The sequence below is a fragment of the Streptomyces sp. NPDC088732 genome (assembly GCF_044751205.1).
GTDB lineage: Bacteria > Actinomycetota > Actinomycetes > Streptomycetales > Streptomycetaceae > Actinacidiphila.
The window spans coordinates 1-17,685 of the sequence record NZ_JBIVLI010000011.1 but is presented as its reverse complement, the minus strand read 5'-3'; the positions used below and the strand labels follow the sequence as shown (position 1 = coordinate 17,685).

General features: G+C 72.6%; 17 protein-coding genes. 12 read left to right on the top strand and 5 right to left on the bottom strand.

Annotated elements, in window-relative coordinates; genetic code table 11:
- Nucleotides 1-130 precede the first annotated feature (130 nt).
- Complete coding sequence (locus tag ACIP9H_RS19530; protein ID WP_401589472.1) at nucleotides 131-826, bottom strand: lysophospholipid acyltransferase family protein; 696 nt, start codon at nucleotides 824-826, stop codon at nucleotides 131-133.
- Between the two features lie 263 nt (nucleotides 827-1,089).
- Between ACIP9H_RS19530 and ACIP9H_RS19525 the strand changes: the two genes are divergently transcribed.
- From ACIP9H_RS19525 to ACIP9H_RS19515, 3 genes are all read left to right on the top strand, one after another.
- Nucleotides 1,090-2,289, top strand: a complete 1,200-nt coding sequence (locus ACIP9H_RS19525) for a glycerophosphodiester phosphodiesterase (protein ID WP_401588925.1) — start codon at nucleotides 1,090-1,092, stop codon at nucleotides 2,287-2,289.
- A 73-nt stretch (nucleotides 2,290-2,362) separates the two neighbouring features.
- Nucleotides 2,363-2,893, top strand: coding sequence for a sigma-70 family RNA polymerase sigma factor (locus ACIP9H_RS19520; RefSeq protein ID WP_401588922.1), 531 nt, complete (start codon nucleotides 2,363-2,365; stop codon nucleotides 2,891-2,893).
- Nucleotides 2,894-3,014: 121 nt separating this feature from the next.
- On the top strand, nucleotides 3,015-3,518 hold the full coding sequence (locus tag ACIP9H_RS19515; RefSeq protein WP_360906447.1) for a GNAT family N-acetyltransferase: 504 nt from the start codon (nucleotides 3,015-3,017) through the stop codon (nucleotides 3,516-3,518).
- 7 nt (nucleotides 3,519-3,525) lie between these two features.
- Here the strand turns inward: ACIP9H_RS19515 and ACIP9H_RS19510 are convergent, their stop codons facing one another.
- A complete protein-coding gene (locus ACIP9H_RS19510; RefSeq protein WP_401588919.1) occupies nucleotides 3,526-3,969 on the bottom strand; it encodes a hypothetical protein in 444 nt (147 codons plus the stop codon).
- Nucleotides 3,962-4,330: a hypothetical protein gene (locus ACIP9H_RS19505; protein ID WP_401588916.1), complete on the bottom strand. Its 369-nt coding sequence runs from the start codon at nucleotides 4,328-4,330 to the stop codon at nucleotides 3,962-3,964. Before ACIP9H_RS19505 ends, ACIP9H_RS19510 begins: the two co-directional genes overlap by 8 nt.
- Before the next feature lie 468 nt (nucleotides 4,331-4,798).
- Between ACIP9H_RS19505 and ACIP9H_RS19500 the strand changes: the two genes are divergently transcribed.
- From ACIP9H_RS19500 to ACIP9H_RS19490, 3 genes are read left to right on the top strand one after another with little or no spacing between them, the layout of a single operon-like run.
- Entirely contained in the window at nucleotides 4,799-5,845 is a 1,047-nt protein-coding gene (locus ACIP9H_RS19500) for a methionine ABC transporter ATP-binding protein (RefSeq protein WP_401588913.1), read from the top strand.
- Nucleotides 5,842-6,561, top strand: a complete 720-nt coding sequence (locus tag ACIP9H_RS19495; protein WP_401588910.1) for a methionine ABC transporter permease — start codon at nucleotides 5,842-5,844, stop codon at nucleotides 6,559-6,561. Before ACIP9H_RS19500 ends, ACIP9H_RS19495 begins: the two co-directional genes overlap by 4 nt.
- Nucleotides 6,562-6,597: 36 nt before the next feature.
- Nucleotides 6,598-7,428: a MetQ/NlpA family ABC transporter substrate-binding protein gene (locus tag ACIP9H_RS19490; RefSeq protein ID WP_401588907.1), complete on the top strand. Its 831-nt coding sequence runs from the start codon at nucleotides 6,598-6,600 to the stop codon at nucleotides 7,426-7,428.
- A 24-nt stretch (nucleotides 7,429-7,452) separates the two neighbouring features.
- On the opposite strand, the gene ACIP9H_RS19485 is transcribed toward ACIP9H_RS19490, so the two are convergent.
- A complete protein-coding gene (locus tag ACIP9H_RS19485; RefSeq protein ID WP_401588904.1) occupies nucleotides 7,453-7,842 on the bottom strand; it encodes an MmcQ/YjbR family DNA-binding protein in 390 nt (129 codons plus the stop codon).
- Between the two features lie 45 nt (nucleotides 7,843-7,887).
- Nucleotides 7,888-8,658, bottom strand: a complete 771-nt coding sequence (locus ACIP9H_RS19480) for a class I SAM-dependent methyltransferase (RefSeq protein ID WP_360906461.1) — start codon at nucleotides 8,656-8,658, stop codon at nucleotides 7,888-7,890.
- 212 nt (nucleotides 8,659-8,870) lie between these two features.
- Between ACIP9H_RS19480 and ACIP9H_RS19475 the strand changes: the two genes are divergently transcribed.
- The 6 genes from ACIP9H_RS19475 to ACIP9H_RS19450 all read left to right on the top strand — a co-directional run.
- Entirely contained in the window at nucleotides 8,871-9,515 is a 645-nt protein-coding gene (locus tag ACIP9H_RS19475) for a GNAT family N-acetyltransferase (protein ID WP_401588901.1), read from the top strand.
- A 101-nt stretch (nucleotides 9,516-9,616) separates the two neighbouring features.
- Nucleotides 9,617-10,822 carry a precorrin-6y C5,15-methyltransferase (decarboxylating) subunit CbiE gene (gene cbiE / locus ACIP9H_RS19470; protein WP_401588899.1) on the top strand — a complete coding sequence of 402 codons (1,206 nt, stop codon included), beginning with the start codon at nucleotides 9,617-9,619 and terminating at the stop codon, nucleotides 10,820-10,822.
- 249 nt (nucleotides 10,823-11,071) lie between these two features.
- On the top strand, nucleotides 11,072-14,380 hold the full coding sequence (gene cobT, locus ACIP9H_RS19465) for a nicotinate-nucleotide--dimethylbenzimidazole phosphoribosyltransferase (protein ID WP_401959909.1): 3,309 nt from the start codon (nucleotides 11,072-11,074) through the stop codon (nucleotides 14,378-14,380).
- A 637-nt stretch (nucleotides 14,381-15,017) separates the two neighbouring features.
- Nucleotides 15,018-16,256, top strand: coding sequence for a uroporphyrinogen-III C-methyltransferase (cobA, locus tag ACIP9H_RS19460; protein ID WP_401959908.1), 1,239 nt, complete (start codon nucleotides 15,018-15,020; stop codon nucleotides 16,254-16,256).
- Nucleotides 16,249-17,070 carry a TrmH family RNA methyltransferase gene (locus tag ACIP9H_RS19455; RefSeq protein ID WP_401588891.1) on the top strand — a complete coding sequence of 274 codons (822 nt, stop codon included), beginning with the start codon at nucleotides 16,249-16,251 and terminating at the stop codon, nucleotides 17,068-17,070. Before cobA ends, ACIP9H_RS19455 begins: the two co-directional genes overlap by 8 nt.
- Before the next feature lie 100 nt (nucleotides 17,071-17,170).
- Nucleotides 17,171-17,685: transaldolase family protein (locus ACIP9H_RS19450; protein ID WP_401959907.1), on the top strand; the 515-nt coding region annotated here is incomplete at its 3' end.

Here is a 17,685-nt window from a genome sequence, read left to right as displayed (position 1 = left end):
GCTGAGTCGCCCGTGCGGTTCGGGTGGGTTCGGTGTGTTTGCCTGTGCGGGTGCGTCGGGGTTGGTCGCGCAGTTCCCCGCGCCCCTTGAGGGGGGTGGTGCGTGCGGGTTCTCGCGTCCCTACGGGGCGTTACGCCGCGGTCGCGTGGTCGGCGGCCTTGGCCGCCTTGGCCTTGGTGGCGTAGACGTCGACGTACTCCTGGCCGCCGAGCCGCATGACGTGGCTCATCACCTCGTCGGTGACGGCGCGCAGCACGTAGCGGTCGCGGTCCATGCCCTCGTAGCGGGAGAACTCCAGGGCCTTGCCGAAGCGGACCGTGAAGCGGTGCACGCGGGGCATGCCGGCGCCGCCGGGCTGGATGCGGTCGGTGCCGACCATGGCGAACGGGACAACGGGGGCCCCGGTCATCAGGGCCAGCCGGGACACGCCGGTGCGGCCGCGGTAGAGGCGGCCGTCGGGGGAGCGGGTGCCCTCCGGGTAGATGCCGAAGACCTTGCCCTCGGTGAGGATGCGATGCCCGGTCATCAGGGCGGCGACACCGCCGTGGCCTCCGTCGCGGTCGACCGGGATCATGCCCACGGAGGTGAAGAAGGCCGCCATGAGGCGGCCCTTGAGGCCGGGGGTGGTGACGTATTCGTCCTTGCCGATGAAGAAGACCTGCCGCTTGACGACCAGGGACAGGAACATCGAGTCGATGAAGGTGACGTGGTTGCCGGCGAGGATGACCGGGCCCTCACCCGGGATGTGCTCCATGCCCTCGACCCTCGGGCGGAACAGTACACGCATCAGTACTCCGAGCAGCGCCTTGAGGATGATGCGGAACAACGGGTCCTCCGGTCGTGGTCGGCAGAGGTCCGGCGGGACTCTGCGCAGGGTCTCGCTCACCAGTGTGCGCCTCCCCCGTCGAGGACGATACTTCCGCGGCGCCACGACACGCACACCGGGTTCACACGACTGGCACGCATTGTTGATCCGCGTTACCGCCGTGTTCCGACGGTGGCCGCCCGGCTGAAACGGCCGGCCGCCTACGATGCGCGCGTCGCTTGACAGGGTCCGGACAGATGTTCGGCCGATTCGAGGGAGCGCACATGACGCACGAGCAGCAGGGCCAGGACCAGGGCCGGGGTCCCGGCCGCCGGGCACTGATCGGAGCGGCGGCCGCGTTCGGGGCCGGCGCCTCCGTCCTCGGCACGGCGGGGGGCGCGGCGGCGAACGGGCGCGAGTCCTCGCACGGTTCGTCGCACGACTCCGCGCACGGACCGGTGAGAGCCCTTCCCGTGCCGACCGTCGTCGGTCACCGCGGCGCCAGCGGCTACCGCCCCGAGCACACCTTCGGCTCGTACCAGCTCGCGCTGGACCTCGGCGCCGACGTGATCGAGCAGGACCTCGTCCCCACCAAGGACGGCCACCTGGTCTGCCGTCACGAGCCGGAGATCGGCGGCACCACCGACGTCGCCAAGCACCCGGAGTTCGCCTCCCGCAGGACCACCAAGACCATCGACGGCGTCGCCACCACCGGCTGGTTCACCGAGGACTTCACCCTCGCCGAGCTGAAGACGCTGCGCGCCGTCGAGCGGCTGCCCGCACAGCGGCAGCACAACACCCTCTACGACGGCCACTGGGAGATCCCCACCTTCGAAGAGGTGCTGCGCTGGGCCGACGACCAGGGCCGCAAGCGCGACAAGGCGGTGTGGCTGCACGTCGAGACCAAGCACCCCACCTACTTCCGCGGCATCGGCCTCGGCCTGGAGGAGCGGGTGGCCAAGCTGCTCCGCCGCTACGGCCGCGACCAGCGCAACTCCCCGCTGTTCCTGCAGTCCTTCGAGCCCACCAGCCTCCAGCGGCTCGGCGCGCTCGGCCTGCGCAACCCCAAGGTCTTCCTGCTGGACGCCGCCACCACCCGCCCCTACGACCTCGTGGCGGCGGGCGACCCGCGTACCGTCGCCGACCTGGTCACCCCGGCCGGCCTCAAGTGGATCGCCGGCTTCGCGCAGGGCATCGGCCCCACCGTCAACCTGATCATCCCGCGTGACGCGGCCGGCAACCTCGGCACGCCGACCACGCTGGTGCGCGACGCCCACAAGGCCGGGCTGATCCTGCACCCCTACACGATGCGCAACGAGAACGCCTTCCTGCCGGCCGCCTACCGCGTCGGCACCGACCCGAACGCCTACGGCGACGCCTTCGGCGCCTTCCAGCTCTACTTCGAGCAGGGCATCGACGGCATCTTCTCCGACAACTGCGACACCGCGCTGCTCGCCCGCGCGGCCTTCGTCAACAAGGCGTGACGCCACTGCCGCGCACGGGTGGTTCCCCCGCCAGGGGGCAACCGCCCGGCGCGGCACGGGTGTCCCGCGGGGCATGAGCGCATCCGCACGCCACGACGAACTGACCCGCATCCGGCCACTGCTCGCCGCCGAGGCGGCGGCGGAGTCCGTACCCGGCGCCGTCGAGGCCGCCGACCTCGAACAGTCCGTGTGGCTGCGGCTGCTGGAGCTGCCGGAACCGCCCGACGACCCCGCGGGGTGGCTGCGCCGTGCGGTGCGCGCCGAGGCGCGGCTCGCCGGGCGGCACGCCCGCCACGAGACCCCGCTGGCTCCCGCCGCACTGGGCGGGCACGCGGCCGCGCAGGCGCCCACCGCGGAACAGCAGGTGCTCGCCGCCGAGCGGCGCCGCGCCCTGCTGGCCGCCGCGGGCCGGCTGCCGGGGCGCTGCCCTGAGCTGGTATCGGCCCTGATCTCCCGTTCCGACCTCACTTACCGGGAAATCTCCCGGGAGTTGGGAATCTCACAGGGCAGTCTGGGCCCGCTGCGTTCCCGCTGCCTGAGTTGTCTGCGTACGATCCTCGCAACCGGGGTTGCATCTCCCGTACGACGGGGTAATGCACCGTAAACAGTCGGCGACAGGGCGCTTGTGCGCGGCCGCGCCGTGTTCCGGTACCAGTCAGGGCAACGTCCTGGGCGCCCCCTCACCCCTCAGGCGCCCGGGCGACTCGAAGGGGAGGCCAGCGCACATGGGCATGAGCGTGACCATCTCTACCGCGATGGGCGACGACGCCGAGAAGATCCTCAAACTGCAATACCTGTGCTACCAGAGCGAGGCGGAGCTTTACGGCGACTACGGCATCGAACCGTTGACGCAGACCCTCGACGCGCTGCGCGAGGAGCTCACGCAGGGCACGGTCCTGGTGGCCAGGCTCGGCGAGGAGGTGGTCGGCTCGGTCCGCGGCGCGGTCGACGACGACGGCACCGCCCGCATCGCCAAACTGATCGTCCACCCCCGCATGCAGCGGCACGGCCTCGGCGGCCGGCTGCTGCGGGCCATCGAGGAACGGCTGGCGGCCGACCTCCAGGCCAAGCGCTACCGCCTCTTCACGGGCCACCGCAGCGAGTTCAACCTGCGGCTGTACCGCAAGCTCGGCTACGCGCAGGTGGGTTCGGCCGAGCCGGTCAGCGGCCGGCTGAGCCTGGTGCACATGGAGAAGCCGGCGGCGCAGTCCTACGCCGCCAGCGCCTGAGCGCGGATCAGGACGTCCGCTGTGGCTGCGCCGCCCGGCGCAGCCACAGCAGTCCGCTGACGGGGATGACCAGGGGCAGGAACAGGTAGCCCATGCCGTAGTCCGACCACACCGTCTGGTCGGGGAAGGCCGAGGAGTCCACCAGCGTCAGCGTGCCCACGGTCAGTACGCCGATCAGCTCCAGCGTGCAGCTGACCAGCGCCACCTTCCGGGCGCTCTCGCCGCCCCGCCACAGCGCCACCGTGATCACCGCGTACACGATTCCGGCGAGCAGCGACAGCAGGTACGCCAGCGGCGCCTCGTCGAACTGCAGGGCGATCTGCACGATCGCGCGGGACAGCGCGGCGACGGTGAAGACCCCGTACAGCGAGAGCAGCAGCCGTCCCGGGCCGCGGCCGATCCCCTTGTCCGGCGCGGTCTGCCCGGTGGTCCTGCCGGCGGTCTCAGGCACTGACGCCTCCCCAGATGTCGTACAGCCGTACTTCCAGCACGGCCAGGATGACCCCGCCCGCGGCCACGATCGCCGAGCCCCAGCGGGTGCGCTCGGTCAGCGACATGAAGCCCGCGGCCGGGACCGTGCAGGCCGCGCCGAGCAGGTACGCGACGAAGATCGTCGTCCCGTCGACCGGCTTGTCGCCCGCGCCGAGCCTGACCACGCCGATCACCAGCTGGGCCAGCGCCAGCACGGCCACCACGGCCATGCCGATGAAGTGCCAGTCCTTGGTCGGCTGGTCCCGGAAGGCAGCGAAACCGCACCAGGCGGCCAGCAGCAGCGCCGTGGCGGAGACCACGATCGTGAGGACGTCGAGCATGGCGTGACTCTATTACGGGCGGGAATCGCCGGATCCCACACCCCGGCCTGTCCGCATCGCGGACGCCGGGACCGGATATTGGTACGCCGCCGGGGTGTCTGCTTTACTGGTGCCCATGACCACGACGAACCGCCGCTGCCGCGCGACCGAGGCGATGACGCCCGGTGTTCGTCGTATGTGTCGAATGTGTGCACGCTGAGGGCCCACGCCATCTGAGTCTCGCGCCCCGAAGTGAGACCCGCCCCTCCTGCCACGGATCGCGCACACCACCCCCCATGCACATGGACACGGACACGGAACCGCAGCGCGCCCTCTGCCGCTGCCGGCTGACGCACGACCCCCAGCCGCCCGGCACCCGCTGCTGACTCCTCCCACCCCCTTCCGGGGCGCAGCCATGCCTGCCGACCGTGCATTCACCCCCCTGTGCGGCTTTTGTCTGCCGCGCACTCGACAGTGACGGAAATCCCAGTGATCACCACAACGGGCCTGACCAAGGTCTACCGTTCCCACGGCCGGGACACGGTGGCCCTCGACGGCGTCGACCTGCATGTCCGCGAAGGCGAGGTGTACGGCGTCGTCGGCCGCAGCGGCGCAGGCAAGAGCACCCTCATCCGCTGCGTCAACCTGCTGGAGCGGCCGACCTCGGGCACCGTCGAGGTCGCCGGGCAGGACCTGACCGCGCTCGCCGGCCGCTCGCCGCGCGCCGGTTCGGCCCTGCGCGCCGCCCGCGGCCGGATCGGCATGGTCTTCCAGCACTTCAACCTGCTGTCCTCGCGCACCGTCCAGGACAACGTCGAACTCCCGCTGGAGATCCTCGGCGTCTCCGGCCGGCAGCGCACGGCCAAGGCCCGCGAACTGCTCGACCTCGTGGGCCTCGCCGACAAGGCGCGCGCCTACCCCGCCCAGCTCTCCGGGGGCCAGAAGCAGCGGGTCGGCATCGCCCGGGCCCTGGCCGGCGACCCGAAGGTGCTGCTCTCCGACGAGGCCACCTCCGCCCTCGACCCCGAGACCACCCGCTCGATCCTCCAGCTCCTGCGCGACCTCAACCGGCAACTCGGCCTCACCGTGCTGCTGATCACGCACGAGATGGAGGTCGTCAAGGCGGTCTGCGACTCCGCCGCACTGATGAAGGGAGGCCGGATCGTGGAATCCGGCAGGGTCACCGACCTGCTCGCCACCCCCGGCTCCGAACTCGCCCACGAGCTCTTCCCGGTCGGCGGCGAGCCGTCCGGCGAGGACCGCACCGTCGTCGACCTCACCTTCCACGGGGAGGCCGCGACCGAACCGGTCATCTCGCAGCTCTCGCGCACCTACAACATCGACATCTCCGTGCTCGGCGCCGCGCTCGAGACCATCGCGGGACGCCAGGTCGGCCGCATGCGGATCGAACTGCCCGGCGCCTTCGAGGACAACGTGGTGCCCATCGGCTTCCTGCGCGAGAAGGGCCTCCAGGTCGACATCGCGCCGGCCGCCGGCGCGGAGCGGGCCGAGCGGATCGAGGGGGCCGCGAAGTGACCTGGTCCGAGATGCAGCCGCTGCTGTCCCAGGCCTGCGGGGAGACGCTGGTCATGGTCGGCTGGTCCACGCTGATATCCGTCGCGGGCGGCCTGCCGATCGGCGTGCTGCTCGTCCTCACCGGCCGCGGCGGACTGCTCGCCAACGGCGTGTTCTCCAAGGCGCTGGGCGCCGTGGTCAACGTGATCCGGTCGCTGCCCTTCGTGATCCTCATGATCTACCTGATGCCGTTCACCAAGTCCCTGGTCGGCACCACGATCGGTCCGCAGGCGATGATCGTCCCGCTGTCGATCGGCGCGATCCCGTTCTTCGCCCGGCTGGTGGAGATCGCCGTCCGCGAAGTGGACTCCGGTTTCGTCGAGGCCGTGCAGTCCATGGGCGGCAGCACCTGGACCGTCGTGCGCAAGGCCCTGCTGCCGGAGTCGCTGCCCGCGTTGATCTCCGCCGCCACCACGACCGTCATCGCCCTGATCGGCTACTCGGCCATGGCCGGGCTCATCGGCGGCGGCGGCCTCGGCGACCTCGCCGTCCGCTACGGGTACCAGCGCTTCGAGACCGGGCTGATGAACGTGACGCTGGCCGTCCTCATCGTGATCGTCACCGCGGTCCAGTTCCTCGGCGACCTCACCGCCCGCGGCGTCTCGCGCCGCGGCCGGGCCTCCGTCGCCCCGCGGCTGCGCCTGCTGCGTCCGGCCGCCGCCACCGAGACCTCCTGACACCCGCACCACCCACCGTTCAGAAAGGCACTTTTCGTGCGTACCCCTGTCAAGACCACCACCGCCGTCCTGGCCGCCACCGGCCTCGCCCTCGTCCTGGCCGCCTGCGGCTCGGACTCCGGCTCCACCAAGGACAGCGCGAGCGACCCGCTCGTCGTCGCCGCGAGCCCCGTCCCGCACGCGGAGATCCTGGACTTCGTGAAGAAGAACCTGGCCGCCAAGGCCGGACTCAAGCTGGAGGTCAAGGAGTTCAGCGACTACGTGACGCCGAACACCGCGACCGAGGACGGCGACGTCGACGCCAACTACTTCCAGAACCAGCCCTACCTGGACGACTTCAACAAGAAGAAGGGCACCCACATCGTGCCCGTCGTCACCGTCCACCTGGAGCCGCTGGGGCTGTACTCCAGCAAGCTGAAGTCCGCCGACGCGCTCAGGAGCGGCGCGACGATAGCCCTGGCCAACGACGCGGTGAACGAGGCCCGGGGGCTGAAACTGCTCGCCGCCAACGGCCTGATCACCCTCAGGGACGGCGTCGGCAACGAGGCCACCCCCGCCGACGTCACCGGCAATCCGAAGAACCTGAAGTTCAAGGAGCTGGAGGCGGCCCAGCTGCCCCGTTCCCTGGACGACGTCGACGCCGCCGTCATCAACGGCAACTACGCCATCGCCGCGGGACTCAAGCCCGCCCAGGACGCCCTGGTCCTGGAGTCCGCGACGAACAACCCCTACGGCAACTTCCTCGCTGTCAAGGAGGGCAACGAGAAGGACCCGCGTGTGCTCAAGCTCAAGAAGCTGCTCACCTCGCCCGAGGTGAAGAAGTTCATCGAGGACACCTACGCCGGCTCCGTCATCCCCTCCTTCTGACGCTCCCGTGGGGGCGGTGCGCGGTCACTGCGTGCCGTCCCCGCCGTGGACCCCCGCCCAGTCCAGGCGCAGCTGCTCGGTCCGCGGCAGCCGGGACACGATCAGGTCGTACGAGTCCTCGATCATCTCCCGCACCAGGCGGTCGGTGAGCGAACCGTCCAGGGTGACCGTGTTCCAGTGCCGCTTGTTCAGATGCCAACCGGGGGCGATCGCCGCGTGCTCCGCCCGCAACCGGACGGCCAGTTCGGGATCGCACTTCAGGCTGACCTGGAGCGGCTCACCGGCCAGCGCGCTGATCGCGAAGATCTTCCCGCCCACCTTGAAGACCGTCACCTCCGCGTTGCGCGGGAACGGGTTCTCCTCGCTGACCCCATTGAAGCCGAGGCAGAAGTCCCTGAGCCGGTCCGTGTCCATCCGCCCATTCAACCGGGCGGCACCGACAGTGCGGGCCGCGCCGCCTCAGTGCCGGCGCACCCAGTAGACGTCCGTGGTGTACGGCATCTCGATGGCGCCCCTGCCGCGCGTCGCGTCGTGCCCGGCGAGCACCGCCTCGACCTCCGCGCGCACGCGCTCCTGCTCCGCGGGGTCCATCACCGCGATGTGGCTGGAGGAGGTCATGCGCTCCACCACGTCCGACACCGTCGTCGAGTACGGGTTCGGCCAGTGCCGCTCGTACACCTGCGACCAGCCCTCCCGGTCGCCGAAGGCCTTGCGCCAGCCGCCGTCCAGCGGGCTCGGCAGGTCGCGCGGCGCGAGCCGGAAGACGATGTCCTGGTAGTCCCGCACCCACGGCACGGAGGTGTCGTAGGTGTTCCACACCAGCGCCAGCCAGCCGCCCGGCCGCAGCAGCCGCTCCACCTCGGCCAGCGCCTCGTCCTCCTGGAACCAGTGCCACGACTGCGCCGCCACCACCACGTCGGCGGACCCGCCGGGCAGCCCGGTCGCCTCCGCGGTGCCGGCCGTCACCCGCACCTTCGGCAGCCGCAGCTCCGCAAGCCGCTCCCGCATCTCCGCCACCGGCTCCACCGCGACCACCTCGGCCCCGGTCAGCGCCAGCAGCCGGGTGAACTTGCCGGTGCCGGCGCCGAGGTCGACCACGGTGCGCCCGGCCTCAAGGGCCAGCACGTCCGCCAACTCGGCCAGGGCAGCCATGGGGTACGAGGGCCGCGACCGCTCGTAGACACCCGCCGCCCGCTGATATCCGACTCCTGCTGCGTGGTGCACCGTCACGCGGGCAGACGCTAGCAGGACCGTATGACAGCAGGAGGAGCGGACCTGCGGAAAAGCCGGAGAACAGCACGCCAACTGCGCTCGTCGCGGGGGTGGTTGCCCGTACCCTTGACCGACGGCCGCACGGCCCCCGCGGCGACCCGGTCCTGCGGGTGACCCGTTGGATGCTGCATGCTGTGCACTTCACACATGTCCTTGCTACGGAGCGTCGAATGACCAGCTTTCCGGAGATCTCCATCAATACGGAGCGGCTGGTGCTGCGCCCCTACGAGGAGGCGGACATCCCCGCGCACACGGAGATGATGAACGACGAGTCCGTGGTGGCCTGGACCTCCGTGCCGCATCCCTACAGCGAGGCCGACTCCCGCACCTTCCTCACCGAGACCGCGCCCGCCGAGCGGGCCTCCGGGCGGGGCGTCGTCCTCGCCGTGACGGAGTTCCTCACCCAGCGGCTGGTCGGCACCGTCCACCTGCAGCGCGCCGACTGGCGCATCCGCAGCGCCGAGGCGGGCTACGTCATCGCGCCCTGGGCCCGCGGCGAGGGCTACGCCGCCGAGGCCGTGCTCGCGGCCGCCCAGTGGCTCTTCGACGACCAGAAGTTCGAGCGGCTGGAACTGCGCACCGCCGCCGACAACGCCGCCTCCCAGCAGGTCGCCCAGCGGATCGGCTGCGTCAGCGAGGGAGTGCTGCGCAACGCGGGCCTGGTGCGGGCCCGGCCCGACGGGGACAGCGACGGCCACTGGGAGCAGGTCCGCACCGACCTGATCGTCTGGAGCCTGCTCCCCGAGGACCTCGACGGCCTCACCGGACGCGCCTCCGACGGCTCGGACTACGCGGCCTACGCCGACTGGCAGTGAGCACCCCGTAGCCCAAGATCCTGGGCGGGGTACTGTGCACACCCCGGGGAAGACATGTCCCGGGGAACCACACCGCGACGCGCCCAGAAGGCAGGACGACGATGGCCGACCGTGTCACCGTGATCGGGTGGGACGGCTCACCACCCGGCGAGGCCGCGCGTTCCGCGCTGGCGGCGGCGACCCTGGTGGCCGGAACACGGCACCACCTGGCACTGCCCTTCGTGCCGGAGGAGGCCGAGCGGATCGTCCTCGGCAGCATCGACCTCGCCGCCCGCCGCATCGCCCGGCACCGCGGCACCGCGGTCGTCCTGGCCGACGGCGACCCCGGGTTCTTCGGCGTCGTACGGGCCCTGCGCGCCCCCGACCACGGCCTGGAGGTCGAGGTCGTCCCCGGCGTGACCTCGGTGGCCCAGGCCTTCGCGCGGGCCGGCATGCCCTGGGACGACGCCCGCGTCGTCGTCGCGCACACGCGCACCCTGCGCCGCGCCGTCAACGTCTGCCGGGCCCACCCCAAGGTCGCGGTGCTGACCGCACCCGGCGCCGGGCCGGCCGAACTCGCCCTGCTGCTCGGCGACGAGCAGCGCACGTTCGTGATCTGCGAGGCGCTCGGCACCGAGCAGGAGCAGGTCACCGTCCTCACCTCCGACAAGGTCCCCGACCACACCTGGCGCGACCCCAACGTTGTTCTGGTCGTCGGTGCCGCGCCCAGCGCGCCGCCGGCCGCCTCCGGGCAGGCGGGCTGGCTCGCCGGGGGCGACCCCGCCCCCGCGGACCGGGTGCGCGGCTGGGCCCTTCCCACCGAGCGGTACGCGCCCGTGGACGGGCCCGCGCAGCTGCGCGCCCTGCAACTGGCCCGGCTCGGACCGCGTACCGGCGATCTGCTCTGGGACATCGGGGCCGGCGGCGGGGCCGTCGCCGTGGAGGCCGCGCGCTTCGGCGCGGCCGTCATCGCGGTCGAGCGGGACGCGGCGGCCTGCGACCGTGTCGAGGCCACCGCACGGGACTTCGGGGTGCAGGTGCGCGTCGTGCACGGCGAGGCGCCGGAGGTTCTCGAGGACCTTCCGGAACCGGACATCGTGCGCATAGGCGGTGGCGGCGCGGAGGTCGTCGAGGCGTGCGCCGCACGCCGCCCGGAACGGATCGCCGCGAGTGCCGCGAACCGGGACGAGGCGGAAGCCGTCAGAAGCGCCCTCGAAGACGGCGGATACGCCGTGGAATGCGCGTTGTTGCAGGCTGTGGAGCTGGACTCGGACTGGTCGGAGCGGGAGCGCACGGTGGTGTTCGCGCTCCTCGGGCACCGCAGGTGAGGCGATGCGTTGGCCCGTATTGCGACCGGTTTGAGGTGAACCCCCCTGAGCACGCGCGGGCACACGCACGGTAGGCTTGCGGACCGCTGTGCCGTCGTCGTGCGTTGACGTCGACTGAGGGCTGATCAGTATCGATCAGTATCGGTCACTCCCCGCCGACGTGCCGCTTGCAGCCCACGCTCGTTCTTGCTGTGGGCAGTGTGTGCGGCGCAGCGTTGGAAGGAGCGAACCGATGGGCGAGGGGCACGCATGACTGACACCGGCCAGGTCCCGGGTGAGGGACTGCCGGAGAACGCAGGCGGAGAAGCGGTTCTGCAGCCGCACGCCGACCTTCCCGGCAGTGGTGCTCAGCAGCCGGTCGTCCCCACCTGGGAGACCGACCCGCTGAACGCACCGGTCCCGCCCGCCGCATACGCCTACCTCGACCAGCCGGTCGGCCCCGCGGTCGCCGACGAGGACGAGGAGATGCTGCTGATGCCCGGACTGCAGGGGTCGTGGGCCGACCCGCAGCCGGTGCCGCCGCAGCCCGCCGCACCCGCCGCCGTTCCGGTGGCCCCGGTCGCGCCGGCACCCATGGCCGCGCCCGTGGGCGAACCCGCCCCGGTGGCGCCCGCGATGGCGCACGAGACGCACGTCCAGGTGCACGAGCAGCTGACCGGCGCCCTCGCCGCCCCGGTCGCCCCGCCCGGCGGCCCGCACGAGCACGACGCCCACGAGAGCGGCGGCCGTGACTCGGGCTCCCTCGACTACTCAGCCGTGCGCGCCTCGGCGACGCCGCCCGCCGGCGTCCCGGTGCCGGGTGCCGCGGTGGACGGGCAGCCGCAGGCCGCTCCCGCGGAACCGCTCGTCCCGGCCCCCGCGCCCGCGCCCGCCCTCGAGACCCTGACGCCGGAGCCGATGGTGACCGACGCGGCCGTGGCGGCCGCACCGCAGGCGTTCCAGGAGCAGGTCCCGGCCACGCCGGCGCCCGTCCGGCGGCCGCTGCACATGGGCCCGCCCATCCCCGACCCGTCCAACGGCGGCGGTGTCGTACGGTCCCTGGCCGACCGCGGCCCGGCGACGTCCGTCCCGCAGTCCGTGTCGCAGTCCGTGCCGGTCACGCCGCCGCCCGTGGCGGCCGTGCCGCCCGTTCCGTCGACGTCGTCGATTCCGTCCGTTCCGTCCGTTCCGTCCATGTCGACGGTGCCGACCGAGCCGTCCGTGCCGACCGAGCCGTCCGTGCCATCCGTGCCGGAGACGCCTGCCGCGGCGACCCCCATCGTGCCGGTGCCGCCGTCCGTCGAGACGCCGCTGCGCCACGCCGGGCCGCCGACGACCGGTCCGGAGTACCTGGACATCCCGCGCGACGAGCCGTCCGCCGCGGGCGCCGCCTGGGCGGCGCCGGAGCAGGAGCCCGAGGTCGCCGCCGAGCCCGAGCCCGAGCCTGTGCCCGAGCTCGCCGAGCTGCCGATCGCACCGCAGGCGGAGGAGGTTGCGGCCCCCGCTCCCGAGCCGGAGCCGGTGCCCGAGCCGGTGGCGGAGGCGCTGCCCGAGCCCGCCGTGGCGGAGGCCGAGCCGCTGCCGCTGGACTCCCCGGACGAGCCGCTGCCGTTCGGGATGGAGCCGGAGCCCGAGCCCGTGGCCCGGGAGGCCGTCGTCCCCGAGATCGCTGCCCCGGAGATCGCTGCCCCGGAGGTCGTTGTTCCGGAATTTGTCGAGGTCGCCGAGGTCGTCGAGCCCGTCGCGGTTTCCGAGGACGCCGGGGCCTCCGTTCCCGAGGCGGCGGAGTCTGCCGGGCCCGACGTGGAGACCGTCGAGGGCGAGGACGTCCCGGAGCTGCTGCTCCCCGCCGCCGAGGGCTACGAACCCGCCGTGCGGGACGCCGTGCACCGCGTCATCCGCGAACGCCGCGACATCCGCAACGGCTTCCGGAACGACCCCATCCCGCACGAGGTGCTGATCCGCGTCCTGGAGGCGGCCCACACCGCGCCCAGCGTCGGCCACTCCCAGCCCTGGGACTTCGTCGTCATCCGCTCCGCCGAGACCCGGCAGCGCATGCACGAACTCGCCATGCAGCAGCGCGACGCGTTCGCCAAGTCCCTTCCCAAGGGGCGGGCCAAGCAGTTCCGCGAGCTGAAGATCGAGGCGATCCTCGACACCCCGGTCAACATCGTCGTGACCGCCGACCCCACCCGCGGCGGCCGCCACACGCTGGGCCGCTACACCCAGCCGCAGATGGCGCCCTACTCGTCGGCACTGGCGGTGGAGAACCTCTGGCTCGCCGCCCGCGCCGAAGGCCTCGGCGTCGGCTGGGTCAGCTTCTTCGACGAGCGCGAGATGGTCCGCGAACTCGGCCTCCCCGAGCACCTGGAGGTCGTCGCCTACCTGTGCGTCGGCTACGTCGACGAGTTCCCCGAGGACCCGGAACTCGTGCAGTCCGGCTGGTCCAAGCGGCGCCCGCTGGCCTGGGTCGTCCACGAGGAGGAGTACGGCAACCGCGCCCTGCCCGGCGAGGAGCCGCACGACCTCCTGGAGGAGACGCTGCGCGGCATCCGCCCGCTCGACGCCAAGGCGCTCGGCGAGGCGTGGGAGCGGCAGAAGCGGATGACCAAGCCGGCCGGCGCGCTCGGCATGCTGGAGATCATCTCCGCGCAGCTCAGCGGCCTGTCCCGGCAGTGCCCCCCGCCGATCCCCGAGCCCGCCGCCGTCGCCATCTTCGCCGGCGACCACGGCGTGCACGCCCAGGGCGTCACCGCGTGGCCGCAGGAGGTCACCGGCCAGATGGTCGCCAACTTCCTGGGCGGCGGAGCCGTGTGCAACGCCTTCGCCAACCAGGTGGGCGCCGAGGTCTGCGTCGTGGACGTCGGCGTCGCCTCCGAACTCCCCAGCACGCCCGGTCTGCTGCCGCGCAAGGTGCGCCCCGGCACCGGTGACTTCACCGCCGGCCCCGCGATGTCCCGCGAGGAGGTCCTGCGGGCCATCGAGGTCGGCATCGAGACCGCGCGCGATCTTGTCGCCGCGGGCAACAAGGCGCTGCTGACCGGCGAGATGGGCGTCGCCAACACCACCGTCTCCGCGGCCCTGATCTCCGTCTACACCGGGGTCGACCCGGCGGAGGTCACCGGGCGCGGCACGGGCATCAACGACGAGATGCACGCGCGCAAGGTCGATGTCGTACGGCGGGCGCTGGAGCTCCACCGGCCCGATCCGTCCGACCCGATCGAGGTCCTGGCGGCCATCGGCGGCCTCGAACACGCGGCCATGGTCGGCCTGTTGCTCGGCGCGGCGTCCCTGCGGACCCCGGTCATCCTGGACGGCGTCAGCGCCGGCGCGGCTGCCCTGGTCGCCCGCGCGATCGCGCCCGAGGTCCTCGCGGCCTGCATCGCGGGGCACCGCAGCGCGGAACCCGGTCACCGCGCGGCCCTCACGAAGCTGGGGCTGCGGCCGCTGGTCGACCTCGACCTGCGGCTGGGGGAGGGGACGGGGGCGTTGCTGGCGCTGCCGCTGGTGCAGAGTGCTGCGCGGGCGATGCATGAGGTGGCGACGTTCGACTCCGCGGGGGTGACGGAAAAGGGCTGACGCCCTTCCCCGTGGGGTTCCCCGCCCTCCCGCCCGTGTGCCCGGCAAGGTCTGGGCGCCCCGACGCAAGTGGTTGGGGGGCCGGGTTCGGGGCCTCCGGGGCTGCCATTCCGGACAGCACATTTAGGTGCCTCAGGTACCCGGACTGCGTACTCCGGGTTGTGCACCCAAATATGCTCCAGTGTCCAGAACGCCACCCTCCCCCAGCTACCGCTGGGAGGTGCCCCCACCTCCCCCGCCCCCTCCGTGAGCTCTCGCGCCTGATCCCCGGTGGGTGGTCTGTAGCGGCACCGTGCTCGGGCACCCGTTGGCGCAGCGCTGTCCACGTGCGCAGCCGTCACCGCCTACAGCACCCCCACCGGCCGTCAGTCGCCGCAGCCGACCCGGGAGGGGGTGCGCCGGGGTCCGCCCGCAGGGGACGAGCGGAGACCGCGGCTCCGATACGTAGGGCCAAACCGCGAGCCCCGAGGACGGACTCCGGAGCGGCGCCGACCCCACACCAAGCAGAGCGCGGGGCCCGCACTTACCGTGCCGGGCACTCGGGCGGGAGGGCGGGGGAAAAACCCAGGGCCCAAGCACACCGTAGGGTTGACGCGGGAAACCGCCCCGCACGCCGACGACGAGGAGCCGCACCACCATGACAGCCGAGCGCAGCGACGCCGTGCCCGCATATCCCGTCGGACTGCGGCTGGCGGGTCGGCGCGTGGTCGTGCTGGGCGGCGGCCAGGTCGCCCAGCGCCGGCTGCCGACGCTGGTGGCCGCGGGGGCGGACGTGGTGCTGGTCTCGCCGTCGGCGACGCCGTCCGTGGACGCGATGGCCGCCGCCGGCGAACTGCGCTGGGAGCGGCGCCGCTACCGTCCCGGGGACCTGGCGGACGCGTGGTACGCGCTGATCGCGACGGACGACGCGGAGGCGAACGAGGCGGCGTCCGCGGAGGCGGAGGAGCGCCGCGTGTGGTGTGTGCGCAGTGACGACGCCGACGCGGCGACCGCGTGGACGCCGGCGACGGGGCGGACGGACGGCGTGACCGTCGCCGTGCTGACCGGGCGTGATCCGCGGCGTTCCGCGGCGGTGCGGGACGCGATCGTGGAGGGGCTGCGGAACGGCTCGCTGGCCGCGCCCCAGCGTCGGGGCCGGATCCCGGGGGTGGCGCTGGTGGGCGGTGGGCCGGGGGACCCGGACCTGATCACGGTGCGCGGCCGCCGGCTGCTCGCGGAGGCTGACGTGGTGATCGCGGACCGTCTGGGACCGCGCGATCTGCTGGACGAACTGCCGCCGCACGTCGAGGTGATCGACGCCGCGAAGATCCCGTACGGCCGCGCGATGGCGCAGGAGGCGATCAATGCCGCGCTGATCGAGCACGCGAAGGCGGGCAAGGCCGTTGTGCGGCTCAAGGGCGGCGACCCGTTCGTGTTCGGCCGGGGTATGGAGGAGGCGCAGGCGCTGGCGGAGGCCGGGATTCCGTGCACGGTGGTGCCGGGCATCTCGAGTTCGATCAGTGTGCCGGCCGCCGCGGGCATCCCGGTGACGCACCGGGGCGTGGCGCACGAGTTCACCGTGGTGAGCGGCCATGTGGCTCCGGAGGACCCCCGTTCCCTGGTGGACTGGGAGGCGCTGGCCCGGTTGCGCGGCACGTTGGTGCTGTTGATGGGGGTCGAGCGGATCGCCGCGATCGCGGACGCGCTCGTGGCGCACGGCCGGGGCGCCGACACGCCTGTCGCGGTCGTCCAGGAGGGCACGACGGCGTCTCAGCGGCGCGTGGACGCGACGCTCGCGACGGTGGGGCGGAAGGTGGCCGAGGAGGGCGTGCGGCCGCCCGCGGTGATCGTGATCGGCGACGTCGTGGCCGTGGGCGCGGTGGCCTCCCGTGGCTGAGCTGGTCACCGTCGACGATCCCGAGGACCCGCGGCTGCACGACTACACCTCGCTGACCGACGTCGAGCTGCGCCGCCGCCGCGAGCCCGCGGAGGGCCTGTTCATCGCGGAGGGCGAGAAGGTCATCCGCCGTGCCTGGCAGGCCGGTTACGGCATGCGCTCGATGATGCTCTCCGCCAAGTGGGTCGACGTCATGCGGGACGTCATCGACGCGGCTCCGGCGCCGGTGTACGTGGTGGACCCCGCCGTCGCCGAGCGGGTGACCGGTTACCACGTGCACCGCGGTGCCCTCGCGTCGATGCGGCGCAAGGAACTGCCGGAGCCCCGGGAGCTGCTGGCCGGGGACCGTCCGGGCCCCCGCCGTGTCGCGGTCTTCGAGGACATCGTCGACCACGCCAACATGGGCGCGGCCTTCCGCAACGCCGCCGCCCTCGGCGTGGACGCGGTGCTGCTCACCCCGCGCTGCGCCGACCCCCTCTACCGGCGGGCGGTGAAGGTGTCGATGGCGGCCGTGCTCGCCGTTCCGTACGCCAGGTTCGCTGCGTGGCCGGACGACGCGGGTCTGCTCCGCGAGCAGGGTTTCGTGCTCGCGGCCCTGAGCCTGTCGGACCGTTCCATCACGCTCGACGAGCTCGCGGGCCGCCGGCACGAGCGGCTGGCGCTGATGCTGGGCACGGAGGGCGAGGGGCTGTCGGACGGGGCGCTGCGCGCCGCGGACGCGCATGTGCGCATCCCGATGGAGGCCGGCGTGGACTCACTCAACGTGGCCGCGGCCTCGGCTGTGGCCTTCTACGCCACACGGCCGGGGACCTAGTTGATTTAAGTCTCAACTACCAGTGTAACGTCTTCTGAGGCCCCGGGAGGACCGGGAATCGTTCGCTCGCCCCCGCGGTTGATGCGAGCGCAGAAAGAAGATGATCACAGTGAACGAAGCAGAACCGTTGCGGCGCCTGACCGACGCGGGCGTCTCGATCTGGCTGGACGACCTCTCGCGCGGCCGGCTCACCTCGGGCGGTCTCGCCCGACTCGTCGCCTCCGGGCGGGCGGTGGGCGTCACCACCAACCCCTCCATCTTCCAGGCCGCCATCGGCTCGGGAGCGGACTACCGCGAGCAGCTCGCCGACCTGGCCGTGCGCGGGGTCACCCGCGACGAGGCCGTCCGCATGATGACCGCCGCCGATGTCCGGGACGCCGCCGATGTGCTGCGCCCGGTGTACGACGCGACGGGCGGCCAGGACGGCCGGGTGTCGATCGAGGTCGACCCGCGGCTGGCCCACAACACGGCGGCGACCATCGCCGAGGCCGAGCAGCTGGCCTGGCTGGTGGACCGCCCGAACACCCTGATCAAGATCCCGGCGACCAAGGCGGGCCTGCCGGCCATCGCCGAGGTGATCGGCAAGGGCATCAGCGTCAACGTCACGCTGATCTT